General features: G+C 66.2%; 9 protein-coding genes. 4 read left to right on the top strand and 5 right to left on the bottom strand.

The annotated features are described in order from the left end of the window. Positions 1-73: 73 nt before the first annotated feature. The 4 genes from eccCa to ACF07S_RS19790 all read left to right on the top strand — a co-directional run bounded on the left by eccCa (position 74) and on the right by ACF07S_RS19790 (position 7623). On the top strand, positions 74-4057 hold the full coding sequence (eccCa, locus tag ACF07S_RS19775) for a type VII secretion protein EccCa (protein WP_391974673.1): 3984 nt from the start codon (positions 74-76) through the stop codon (positions 4055-4057). A gap of 143 nt (positions 4058-4200) precedes the next feature. Next, positions 4201-4677: a hypothetical protein gene (locus ACF07S_RS19780; RefSeq protein ID WP_391974674.1), complete on the top strand. Its 477-nt coding sequence runs from the start codon at positions 4201-4203 to the stop codon at positions 4675-4677. Positions 4678-4695: 18 nt separating this feature from the next. Next, positions 4696-7029 carry a hypothetical protein gene (locus ACF07S_RS19785; RefSeq protein ID WP_391974675.1) on the top strand — a complete coding sequence of 778 codons (2334 nt, stop codon included), beginning with the start codon at positions 4696-4698 and terminating at the stop codon, positions 7027-7029. A gap of 117 nt (positions 7030-7146) precedes the next feature. Continuing rightward, complete coding sequence (locus ACF07S_RS19790; protein WP_391974676.1) at positions 7147-7623, top strand: hypothetical protein; 477 nt, start codon at positions 7147-7149, stop codon at positions 7621-7623. Between the two features lie 423 nt (positions 7624-8046). On the opposite strand, the gene ACF07S_RS19795 is transcribed toward ACF07S_RS19790, so the two are convergent. The 5 genes from ACF07S_RS19795 to ACF07S_RS19815 form a co-directional block, all read right to left on the bottom strand. Next, positions 8047-8346: a WXG100 family type VII secretion target gene (locus ACF07S_RS19795; RefSeq protein ID WP_217130101.1), complete on the bottom strand. Its 300-nt coding sequence runs from the start codon at positions 8344-8346 to the stop codon at positions 8047-8049. Positions 8347-8406: 60 nt separating this feature from the next. Continuing rightward, positions 8407-8754: a WXG100 family type VII secretion target gene (locus ACF07S_RS19800; protein WP_030834540.1), complete on the bottom strand. Its 348-nt coding sequence runs from the start codon at positions 8752-8754 to the stop codon at positions 8407-8409. A gap of 143 nt (positions 8755-8897) precedes the next feature. After that, positions 8898-10130, bottom strand: a complete 1233-nt coding sequence (locus ACF07S_RS19805; protein ID WP_391974677.1) for a S8 family serine peptidase — start codon at positions 10128-10130, stop codon at positions 8898-8900. Between the two features lie 64 nt (positions 10131-10194). After that, entirely contained in the window at positions 10195-11982 is a 1788-nt protein-coding gene (locus ACF07S_RS19810; protein WP_391974678.1) for a hypothetical protein, read from the bottom strand. 2 nt (positions 11983-11984) lie between these two features. Further along, the gene (locus ACF07S_RS19815) at positions 11985-12434 is read right to left on the bottom strand and encodes a hypothetical protein (RefSeq protein ID WP_391965548.1); all 450 of its coding nucleotides are present in this window, start codon (positions 12432-12434) and stop codon (positions 11985-11987) included. Positions 12435-12811: the final 377 nt, after the last annotated feature.

Below are 12811 nucleotides of genomic sequence, written 5' to 3' on the forward strand. Positions count from 1 at the left end.
GCAACGCGATCGACGTTCGCCGGACACGGGGCGGCTGACGGAACGGATCGGCTCGGCAAGGGAATTGGTGCGAGTGAGTCACATCGTCGTCAAGCGCCCACCGCGTGCGCTGCCGAAGGACGTGCCCACGAACGAAGTAGTGCTGCAACCGCCTCCGGAACTGCCGCGCGGTCAGCAGGAGGGCGCCTTGATGCAACTCCTGCCCATGCTCGGCATGGGCGGGTCCGTGGTGTTCTTCTTCAACCCCCAGGCCCAGCCGTTCATGAAGATCATGGGCATGGTGATGGTGGCCTCCACCATCGCCATGGGCGTCGCGATGCTGGTTCGCTACCGTCGCGGCAACCAGGGTCAGCTGGCGGACCTGCGCCGGGACTACCTCAGGTACCTGTCCCAGGTCCGGTTCGCCGCCCAGGAGACCGCGAAGGCCCAGCGCGACGCCCAGTACTATCTGCACCCTTCACCGGAGCAACTGTGGGCCCTGGTCGCCGAGGGCAGCCGGGTCTGGGAACGGCGCGCCGGTGACGCGGACTTCGGGCAGGTGCGAGTGGGTCTGGGCCCACAGGCCCTGGCCACTCCCCTGATTTCGCCGGAGACCGCTCCGGTGGACCAGTTGGAACCGTTGACCGCCGGGGCCATGCAGCGCCTGGCGGCCACCCACAGCACCCTCGACGACCTCCCGATGGCGGTCTCCCTGCGCGCCTTCTACCACGTGACGCTCAGCGGCGAACCGAAGAGCGTGCACGGCACGGCCCGTGCCGTCACCGCCTCCCTGGCCTCGCTGCACTCCCCCGACGACCTGGTCATCGCCGTCGCCACCGGACGTGAGTCGGCACCCGAATGGGAGTGGGCCAAGTGGCTGCCCCACGTGCAGTGTCCGACGGCCGCGGACGGCGCCGGCAGCGTGCGTCTCGTCACGACCGACCCGATGTTTCTGGAGGAGCTGCTCTCGTCCCGTCTCCAGGGCCGTCCGCGCTTCCACCCGGGTGGGCCGCCCGTGCCCGAACAGCCGCACCTGGTCGTCGTGCTCGACGGCGTCTCGCTGCCGCCGACGTCGCTGCTGGCGAGTCCGGAGGGCCTGCAGGGCGTGACCGTGCTGGAGGTCGTGCCCGGTAACCTCACGGCCGGACGCGGCGACCTCTCCATCACCGTCCGTCCGAAGGATCTGCGCCTCGAGGCGGCGCACGGCATGATCTACGAGGGCATTCCCGACGTCCTCTCGTACGAGGCCGCGGAGGCTCTGGCCCGGCAGCTCGCCCCCCTGCGCATGGCGTCGGGCGGGGACGACGACGAACCGCTCCTGGCCAACCTGGACTTCACCGACCTGCTGAATCTGGGTGACGCCGCCGCGGTGGACCCGCGGCGGACATGGCGACCGCGCTCGCAGTCCGAGCGGCTGCGGGTGCCGATCGGCGTCGGCGAGGACGGCCGGCCCGTGATGCTCGACCTCAAGGAGGCGGCGCAGGAGGGCATGGGCCCCCACGGCCTGTGCGTCGGCGCGACCGGTTCCGGAAAGTCGGAGTTGCTGCGCACCCTGGTGCTCGGCCTCGCCGTGACCCACTCCTCCGAGACCCTCAACTTCGTACTGGCGGACTTCAAGGGCGGCGCCACCTTCGCGGGCATGGCCCAACTGCCGCATGTGGCGGCCGTGATCACCAATCTGGCCGACGACCTGACCCTCGTCGACCGGATGGGGGACTCCATCCGCGGTGAGCTCAACCGCCGCCAGGAGATGCTCCGTGACGCGGGCAACTACGCCAACATCCACGCCTACGAGAAGGCCCGCGCCGCGGGTGCCCCGCTGCAGCCGATCCCGTCCCTCGTCCTGGTGATCGACGAGTTCAGCGAACTGCTCACCGCGAAGCCGGACTTCATCGAGATGTTCGTGCAGATCGGCCGCATCGGCCGGTCGCTGGGCGTACACCTGCTGCTCGCCTCGCAGCGGCTGGAGGAGGGCCGGCTGCGCGGACTCGAGACCTATCTGTCGTACCGGATCGGTCTGCGCACGTTCTCGGCGGCCGAGTCGCGGGCGGCACTCGGCGTCCCGGACGCCTATGAGCTGCCGAACGTGCCCGGCTCCGGCTTCCTGAAGTTCGGTACGGACGAGATGGTGCGCTTCAAGGCCGCGTATGTCTCCGGTGTGTACCGCTCGGGCGTCGACCGGGCAGCGTCGCACGGCGGTCCCCTGCCCGTCGACCGCCGGCCCGTGCTGTTCACGGCCGCGCGGGTTCCGGTGCGGTACGCGGCGGTTCCGCAACAGCATGATGCGTCCGGTGGCGTGACGAACGGGGAACCGGACGACGCACTCGCCGACACCGTCCTCGACGTCGTCGTGCGGCGCCTGGAGGCGCAGGGCCCGGCGGCGCACCAGGTGTGGCTGCCTCCACTGGACACCCCGCCGTCACTCGACGCGCTGTTGCCCGGCCTCGCCGAGGTGCCCGGCCGTGGCCTGACCCAGCCCGGCTACGAGGGCGCGGGCCGGCTCGTCGTCCCGGTCGGCCTCGTCGACAAGCCGTACGAGCAGCGCCGCGACCCCCTGTGGCTGGACTTCGGCGGTGCGGCCGGCCACATGCAGATCCTGGGCGGTCCGCAGTCCGGGAAGTCGACGCTGCTCCGCTCGGTCATCGCCTCCTTCGCGCTCACCCACACTCCGCACGAGGTGCAGTTCTACGGACTGGACTTCGGTGGTGGCGGTCTGTCCGCCGTGGCGGGACTCCCGCACGTGGGCGGGGTGGCGTCGCGCCTGGACCCCGAGAAGGTGCGGCGTACGACGGCCGAGGTGTACGGCGTCATGACGCGCCGGGAGGAGTACTTCCGCACGGCGGGCATCTCCTCGATCGCCGAGTTCCGTGCCCGGCGTGCGCGGGGCGACATCTCCGTCACCGACCAGCCCTGGGGCGACGTCTTCCTGGTCATCGACGGCTGGGGGAACTTCCGCACGGACTACGACGCGCTGGAGCCGGTCGTGCTGGACATCGCGACGCGCGGCCTCGGCTACGGCATCCACCTGATCCTCACCGCTTCCCGCTCCATGGAGGTCCGCGGCAACCTCAAGGACCAGCTGATGAACCGCCTGGAGCTGCGGCTCGGCGACCCCATGGACTCCGAGTTCGACCGCAAGGTCGCGGCCAACGTGCCGACAGGGGTGCCCGGCCGCGGCCAGACCCCGCAGAAGCAGCACTTCATGGCCGCGGTCCCGCGGATGGACGGCCTGTCCTCCGACACGGACCTCGCGGAGGCGACCCAGGCGCTCGGGACCGAGGTGGCCCGGCACTGGCAGCAGCCCGGTGCTCCCGCGGTGCGCCTGCTGCCGAGGGAGTTCCCGGCCCACCAGCTCCCTCCCGGCGACCGGTTCCCCCGCCAGGGGATCTCCTTCGCGCTCGACGAGGACAACCTGGAACCGGTGTTCGTCGACTTCGAGCAGGATCCCTTCTTCCTGGTGTTCGGGGAGAGCGAGTCCGGCAAGTCGAACCTGTTGAAGCTGCTCATCCGGCGCCTGACCGAGCGCTACGACGGCGACAGCTGCAAGCTCTTCGTCATCGACAACCGGCGTTCCCTGCTGGGCGTGACCCCGTCCTCGCACCTGGCCGAGTACGTCCCCATGTCGAACCAGATGCAACACCACATGGACGCGCTGGCCGAACTGATGCAGCGGCGCACACCGACCGCGGACGTCACGCCGCAGCAGCTGCGCGACCGCAGTTGGTGGCAGGGGCCGACGGTCTACATCGTCATCGACGACTTCGACCTGGTGGCCACGTCGAGCGGCAACCCCCTGGCCGGCCTGACCGAGTCGCTCCCCCTCGCCCGGGACGTCGGCGTGCGCTTCATCATCGCCCGTTCCACCGCGGGCGCGAGCCGCTCCGGATACGAGCCCTTCATGCAGCGGCTGAAGGAACTCGGCGCGCAGGGCGTCGTCCTCAGCGGTGATCCGGCCGAGGGCGACCTGCTGGGCGGCGTGCGTCCGCGTCCGATGCCTCCGGGACGAGGCGTGTTCGTCTCCCGGCGACGGGGACGGCCGCTGGTGCAGACGGGATTGGTGACGGAGGAGGCTTTCTGACCGTACCGGCTGTTTCCGGTCCGGTGGGGCCGGAGACTGGCTGAGGGCTTCGTCGCGGCTTCTCCCGAAAGCGCCGCGCGGAAGAGAACCGGAAGAGAACCGGTATGGCCGTGTCCTGCTGACGACAACGGAGGAGGGGACCCATGGCGTGGGACGAGTGGGAACAGTTGAAGGCTCAGGCTGCCGACCGGCAGCCGACGCACATGCAGGTGAACCAGGCGCCCGCTCAAGGACCGGGCACCGGCGGCACACCCGACCTGGTCGTACAGCAGGACGACCTCGGCGCCGTGGGACATGACGCCTTCGTCCTGCACGGTGACCTCGTGAAGAAGGTGGACATCGCCGGTTCCGGGATGAACTCCGACCACGCCGGTTCCACGCACCAGGCGGCATCGGCGCTGTCGAAGTCCAACTTCACCATGGGCGACGAACTGATGACGACGCTGACGGTCTGGGAGAGCCAGGTGAAGGCGGTCCGTCAGGCCTGCGCCCACATCTCGAACCACCTGGACTACAGCAAGAAGCGGCACGCCAACGACGACGCCGAGATCGCCGCCGTCATCAGGAACCGCAACGGGTCCGCGGTGCCCGCCTCGGAGCTCGGCAAGTACTTCAAGTAGCACGGGGGAAGCTCAGGCATGTCCATCACCTACGCCGACCTGATGCAGGTCGACCTCGGCAAGCTGGGGACTTCGGTAGCGGACTGGAAGAAGGCGGTCACCAACCTCAAACAGCTTGAGGCCGATGCTCGTGACGGCCTCAAGAAGAAGTCCGACCGAGCACGCTGGGAAGGCGTGAACGCCGGCGTCACACGAGGGTTCGTGGACAGGACCGCCAAGGAGTTCGCGGACCTCCGCACGGAGGCCAACAGCATTTTCCAGGTCCTGGACGACGCCCACCGTGAACTCGAAGCACTGCAGAAGAGCGTCAGGACACTCACCGACGAGGCCAAGGGCAAGGGATACACCGTTCAGGACAACCGCGACGGAACGGTGAGCGTGGGCGTCCAGCCCAAGTCGGGCGCCGACGCGAAGGACGGCAAGGACGACACGAAGCAGGACCGGCAGCGCTACGCCGACTCCATCACGGGAAAGGTCGCGCACGCCAACGACATCGACATCTCCACCAAGCTGGCACTCAAGCGGGCGCACGGAAGCGACCCGTACAACGCCGGTCACGCGAAGTACGGTTCACTCGATGACGCGCAGGTCGAGCGGGCCCTGGAACTCGCCAAGAGGCGCGAGGACATGACCGACCGCGAACTCGCCGAACTGAACAGGTTGCTGCGCCACAACGGACGCGAGAAGGACGGCGAGTTCGCGACCGAGTTCTTCGAAGGGCTGGGCGGACCGAGGCAGACGCTCGAGTTCTACGCCGCCATGTCGATCGACGGCACCGGCGAGGACGCCTCGAAGACCCGCCTCGCCGGCGTTCAGGACCTGCAGAAGTACATGGGCCACGCCCTGGCCAACGCCACCGACCCCTACACCCCGCAGAGCATCAAGGGCGACCGGCAGCACCTGCCCTCGTGGTGGGGCGCGGAGTTCCGCAAGCTGGGCACCCAGGAGATCGAGTGGGAACGCGGCATGTGGAGCAAGCCCTACGGATACCAGGTCCTGGGCGGTCTGCTCCGCTACGGGAACTACGATCCGGCGTTCCTGACCCCCATCGCGGAACACGTCACCCAGCTCCACCAGGACGATCCGCACCGCTTCATGTCCAGCAAGCCCGCCGGCAGCGACGACCGTTACGGGTTCAACCCTTCCGGAAAGCTCGGCAGCGGCAACGATCCGCTGAACAGCGTGCTCGAGGCCCTTGGGCACAGCCCTGAGGCAGCCGAGCAGTTCTTCACCGAGAAGCCCACGGCGTACAACGAGGACGGCACGATCAAGTCCGGTGAGAAGACGGACTTCAAGTCCTACCTCGACCTCTTCACCAAGAAGGACTTCGAGTGGACGGTCGACACGAACAGCCAGCACCTCCTCGCGGATGAGGAGGCGACGAAGAACGCGCTCAACTTCGGACCGAACGCCCTCGGCCACGCCCTGGAGGCCGCCGCGACGGGTCACCCGTACGACAGCAGCACAATCGACCCCTCGGTCAAGCACAGCGAGGCGCAGGCGAAGCTGGTCCACGACATCGTGGAGAAGTTCACCAAGAACCCGGACCTGCTGACGCACAACATGAACGGGGACCTGGAGGAGGAGAAGACCGGCCCGCTTTACGCACTGCGGGACAGTCTGGGCAACATCTCGGCGGACTACATCGGCGACTTCCAGCGGTCGATGTACATGGAGAGCTCCGACAGCAAGACCTTCCCGGTCAATGGAGCAGCCGCCGACCTCGGGTACGGGGACGCGCAGAAGTTCCTGGGCCTGGTGGGGCAGGATCCGAATGCGTACAGTGCGATCACTTCCGCGCAGCAGGCGTACACGACGAATGTGGTGCATGAGTTCCTGCGGGTGGAGGGGAAAAATATCACCCCGGAGGACAGTGCACGCGTCGGGGATCTAGTCGCGCCGGGGGCCGCCATCGCAGGGATCATGAGTAACTCGCGGGCCGACGCGATCTACGACTACCAAACGGCCGAGAACAAGGAATTCAACGAGGCTGCAGCCGACAATGCGAAGTGGGTCAACCGGATCGTAGGGCTGGGGACTGGGGCTATTCCCGCTCCCTTCTCTGTCGTGGGGGAACCAGTCAATTGGCTGGCGGAGGATGTAACTGAAAGCGTTTTGAAGAGCATCAACAAGGACACGACGGACAAGGCCGAAATCAGCGCAGGAAAGGAGTACTCAGAAGGAAGGAAAGCGGCAGCCGAGGCATCTACGGTAGCCGTGACTACCTATTTTGCGCATCATGGAGAAATTGACGCGAGGACCAGGGAGGCCATCGAACGAGCCGTTCGCACTCAAGCGGGCGTCAGTCACTCTGATGGCGCTCAATGGAACTCCTCGGGCGACGGAACGTGAAACTACCTCAACAGTCGACCTGTCACTCGATCAGCCATTCCCCGCAGGCCAAGTAAAAACAGAATGAGGGGATCATCCTTGCAACTTAAAAAGATTTTCACCGCCACCGCACTCGCAATGACGCTCACAGCTTGCCAATCATCGGACGAAGGACTCTCATATCCCGTCCCGGACGACATCTGCGGAATCCCTGCCACCAGAGACGTCCTGGAATCCCTGCTCGACGACGGCGACAAAATTGAACAGGACACCGGACCCTTCAGCCTTGCAGAGGGCCAGTTCTGCCACATGTACGTAGACGGAAACGACTCCGTAGTCAGCGACGGGAATTGGCACAAGAACGGGTATGGACTGCGCGACCTCTTCCAGGACTACGAGGTGAAAAACTTGCGCTATTTCAAGGGAGGTGCATACGCCTCATGGCATCGCGGGGTAGCAACGGTGATCCCGTGCCCTGGGGTCAGCAAGGAGGGTGACGTCGTGTCCGTAGAAGTCAAGGACATGAGGTGGAACAAAGAGTCACAAGCCTTGCTGGAAAAGCTTGTCCCTTCCTACTTCGACGCCTACAAGAAAAAGCTCGGCTGCCGACCCTGAGGACTGCACCGGCCGGAAGGCGGAACGCTGCGCAGATGAGGCGTGCGGCACTCTCCGGTCTTACGTCGAGCGAACGGACGATTCACATGGTCCGGCCCTACTCGAGCTGAAACAGAAAGAGGGCCACGGCGTCGATCTAGGGATCCTGCTGGTGTCGAGAGGGATCCACCGCAGGGCCTTTAAGGTAGTCCTGAGCAGGGAGTTGACTCATTCACACACGCCGTGGACGCCTCGGCGATGGATCGACGGACATCGAGTACGGCGGCGCACGTGACGCCGGTCAGCACGTGAGGCCCCTCGGCCGGATCTCTCTGTCGCAAGATCGTTCCTGCCAGGGGCCTCACGGTTGCATGGACTTGGGGACGGCGGAGTCCAGTCCGATCCGACGATCATGACGAGTGACGGCCGGTTACGGGAAAAGGGTCACTGCAGGTATCGGGACGCCGCCAGGTCGCCTTCCATGTACGTACCGCCGGACGAGCCCACGACCTGGCCGATGCCCATCAGGGCCTGGTGGATGTCGCTGGCTTCCTTGTCCCAGCGCCGCAGCTTCTCGTCGAAGGTGTCCTGCGCCTTGCCCGCCCAGTACTGCTTGCTGTTGACCACCATCTGCCGGAGCTGCTGGAGGTCCTCCTCGAGCTGCTTCGCCTCGTTGGCGATGGTGGTCGCCGCGATGTCGAGACCGTCATAGCCGACTTGCAGTCCCTCGTTGTTACGGCTCATCTCTGTCTACCTCGTCTCGCTCGTGTGCGCTGTCGACCGATTACCGGGAATTCCGCCGGCTCAGAACGAGCTGAACGGGGAGGACTGCACCGTGGGGGCGCCGTCCAGCACGTTGATCTTGTTCACGGAGGCGCGGACTTCGTCTTCCTTGCTGTCCTTGATGTTGCGCGCCGTGGTCATCGCGTCGATGACATCGGCGAGTACGCGACCCATGTTCTGCAAAGACGTGTTGATTTCGTACTGCTTGGTGTCGAACGCGGCGCGACCGATGCCGTGCCACTGCCCCTCGAGGCTGTCGATCACACCCTGGAGGCTGCGCACCCGCTTCCGGATGTTCTCGAACTTCTCGTACATGTCCTTCTGCAGCTTGACTACCGCTGCATCTTCGAGTTTCTGGTCGACGGCCATGGTCAGCCGGCCCTCCCTGTCTCTGTTCTGGATTCCAGCTGTTGTGACTCAGTGGCTTACGGCGGTGATACGTGGGTGCCCGCCCGGTTCGGCCTTCCGGCCTTCTCGAGCCGGGCGGGTACGAGTGGGCGGCGGAGCCGGTGTCACCGTGCGCGCCGTGCGCGCAGCACTCCGAAGGCGGCCCCGCCGATCACGATCACCGCCGCGGCGGCGCCCAGGGCGATCCACAGCGTGTTGCCGTCGTCCGAGGATTCCGCGGACACGGTCTCCGCCTTCGATTCTGCTTCGGCTGCCTTGTCCGCGGGAGTGGACCCCGCGTCTTGTGACCCGCCTGTTGCAGAGGGGGAAGCAGGAGCCGCGGACGGCGCGATCTCCGTCACCAGCTTCTCCCCTTCCGTCTTGTTCCATTTCCCGAGCGGGTCGGAGTAGGGGTCGCCTGCGTCGTAGTTCGGGTCTGCGAGCACCACGCGCGGCCGGATGGTTCCGTACCCGGACTTCTGCGTCGGCTTGTCCTTCGCCCACTTACGGCCCGCGGTGTCGATCAGCGCACGGGTGACCTGGTTCGCGGTCCAGTCGGGGTGCGCGGACCAGATGAGGGCGGCGGCGGCTGCGGTGATGGCAGTGGCTTGGCTTGTGCCCTGGAGGTCGTGGCAGTAGGTAGTGAAATCGGGTCGGCAGTATGCCGGGATGTTCTCTCCTGGGGCCACAAGGTCAACGTAGTGCCCATAGGCGGAAAATTCCGATACCCTGCTGGATTCATCGATCGACGAGACACCCAGGATGTACGGGTAAGCGGCTGGGTAATTGATGAATTCTTCACCATCGTTTCCCACGGCAGCAATCAACAGCTTGCCCTTCGAGGCGAGACGCTTGATCGCGGCTTCAATCTCAGGGTAAGCGATATCTGAGCCGAATGACATACTGACGATCTGCGCGTCGGTGTCCGCAACCGCTCGAAGGGCTTCCAGCTCTGTAGCCGTTTTCCGTTTTTCCTCACCGTCCTGCTGATCTTTTGTTTGGATCCGATAGGGAACGATTTTCGCTCCAGGCGCAAGCCCTTGGATGCCACCGTTCGCTCCGGTACCAGCGATCAGTTCGGCCATGGTTGTTCCATGGCCGTCGTAGTCGTCGGTGGCGCCGTAAGCAACGTTTTCGGGTACTTCGTCGGCGAGTACCTGCCCTCTGAGCGAATCAGTACGGGGGTTGACTCCGGAGTCGATGATCGCGACCTTGATGCCCTTGCCTGTGCTGACCTTCCACATCTGCTCGGCCTGCATGGGCTTCAAATACCACTGCTCCGACTGGACATCGGCGGCAGCAGCACCTGGGGCGAACGCCACGCTCGCCGTGACCAGAGCGCTCACGACGGCGCCCATGGCACGTACTCGTCGCCCTCGACGTGTCCCTGACTTCATGGTGTGGTGAGTCCTCGCTAGCGCTTTAGTTGACTGGCGGCGTATCGTGCCGCGGCTTGCCGGGTTCGCCCGTCCCCTCGTCTCCGGCCACGCGCGAGGACCGCTGTGCTCTCTCCGCTCTGCGGTCTTCACCAGGCCCGACCTGGCCACCGGGGCGCCGTACCAGGCCGGTTCCGCCCTGAGTCATGCCGTTGCGTGTTGCGCTGGCGGCGGAGTGTCGCTCAGCAGGGTTTCCGACGATTCCGGGCACAGTCGAGCCTTCGCGCGCGTTGACCGTGCTCGAACCGGGGCGTGCCGGAGAACCAGCCGTCCCGAAGACACCGGACTGTCCGGGCCCACCGACCGAGGACCGGGAACCGGAGACTGTCCCGGCACCGGCCACCGTGCCCGAAGGGATCCTCTGCCCGCCTCGCACCGGGCCCCCGGCAACAGTCGAAGGACGGCCGCCTACTACGCCGCCCGTGGTGCCGGCACCGGTGACCATACTGCTTGCCGCCCGAGGCGTCGCAGTACCGCCGGTCCGCGGCGTGCCACCACTCACCCCCGGCCCCATGGGCAACGGTTGGGCCGTTGAGGTTCTGCCTTGAACGGTCGCCGTCCCCGCGGCTGTTGCTCGACCCACTTGATTCAAAGGCGCTCCGCCCGCCGCGGGTCCTGGCGTCACGCCCGAAGCACTCCCATGAACCGCACTCGTTCGGCCTTGAGCCGTGACAGGCAAGGAAGCGCGCGCGCCGCTCGGCCGCCCGTCGGAACGGCCAGAGAGGATCGGGGGGAGCGAGGCGCCGAAACCGCTCGTGACCGGATTGGCCGTCCCGCTCGCGGCGCCGGGAACGCCGTTGGGCGGCGTCTGCCCTGTGGCAACCGCTGTCGGGGGCGGCAGTGTGCCGACACTGTCGATGGTTGTCCCGACGGGAACGCCGAAGTCGACGCTCGGGCTCGTGACAGCATCACTGGGTACCGCGAGACCCTGCATGGTCTGCGAAGCAGCATGCCCTTCCGCAACGGTTGCCGGACGGTGACCTTCGACTCCTCTTAGCGTGGTTTCCCTGGCCACACCGGAGGTCGGCGCTCCGGATGATCCGTCCGACAGACCCGGTCCCGGACTGTACTCAGGCTCCGGCTTCGGCACACCCACGTTCGGCATCGTCTTGAACTTCGGCGGTTCCAGTGCCGCCAGCTGTTCCTCGGACACCGCGTAGTACGACGACAACCGGTTCATCTGGTTGATCGCCTCCTGACGGTTCTTCTCCACCTTCAGGGCCGCGGTGTACTCGTCGTTGCTCTCGACCCGCTCGTCCTTCGGGAACTGGCCGGGTCGCATGGCCTCCGCGCGGGTGTCGCGAGGGGGCATCGCCTTGCGGACGTCCGCCAGGCCCATGGCCGCGGCGGTGATCTGGTCACCCGCCCCGCCGGCGAACTCGCTCAACGCGTACGTGTCGGTGACGAGCGAACGCCCCCACTTGCGGAACGCCTCGCCCGACTCCCCGACCCAGTGCACCCTTTCGATGTGGCCGTCCAGCTCCTTGGCCGCGTCCTTGATGGCGTTCCGCGCCGCCCACAGGGCCTTGCCCGAGGACTCCAGGTCCTCCGGGTCGGTCTGCTCGACCAGGTCGACCATGGCGTTGAGGCTGTGGTTCTCGAAGTTCGTACGCCCTTGCAGGGCCTGCCCGACGGGGGTCGATTCGACCGCCGTGCGGATCAGCCTGCTGAGAGGGTCGATCGCGGGCCGCTCCTCGACGCCCCGGGTGAAGTCCGTGAGGGAGTTCTGCTGGGAGACCCGCTCCAGGTCCGCCTCGTGCTTCTTGTCGGTCATCGTCACAGGCTCCCGCTAATGTCCCCGCCCTTGGCGCGCTGCTCGCCGTCCCTGGCGTCCTGAATCTGCCCGATCTGCGCCTGGATGGTCCAGAAACGACGGCGCTGTTCCTCTTCGAGGTTGTCGAAGCCCACGTGCGCGCCCTTGACGGCGATGCCGATCGCCTCGATCTGCAGGTGCAGTGTCCTGGAGAGCGAGGTCAGTTCCTCATGGACGCGGTTGTACTGGAGGTACAGCCCGTGCGCCTCCGGGAAGGCGGCCGTACTGCCGCTGTTCAGCGACGTGGGCTTGATGGTCTGGCCGCCGACCCGTGTGGGGTGGGCGGCGGAGCTCTCCAGGTCGCGCAGTACGCCGTCCACACGCTTCACGAACGTGGTCAGCGCCTCGTCGGCGACTTCCAGGTTCAGTGCCCTGGTGGCGGACACGCCCCCCACCATCTCTGCTGGAAGCACGTCGCTTCCTCCCCGTTTCCCCGTGACACCATCGGCCGAGACCGGCCAGTTGGCCAGCTGTGCGCCCTACGTTCGCAAACCAGTCGTGATCGCCACTCTAGCCAACGGGTACGACAGAGCCAATCGTGATGTGTGCCAACTCAGTTACATCCGTGCCTTGGAGGTGCCTTTTCGGCCGGGGCTCGAACGATGTCCTCATCAACACCGCCCATGCGGGCATGCTGCCGGCATCAAGGCGCGCTTCACCTGTCATCTCGCCCGGAACGGGCGGATCCACCCGGAACCTTTACGTCAGCAACCTGGTTATGGGAGCCGCAGCGTCTCGGTGCTCTCGGGTGGGTTGCTAACTCGTGCCGGAGCCCAGACACCGCTGAGCA

Origin of the sequence: Streptomyces sp. NPDC016640 (assembly GCF_043076215.1) — a bacterium.
In the GTDB taxonomy this organism is placed as follows: Bacteria; Actinomycetota; Actinomycetes; order Streptomycetales; family Streptomycetaceae; genus Streptomyces.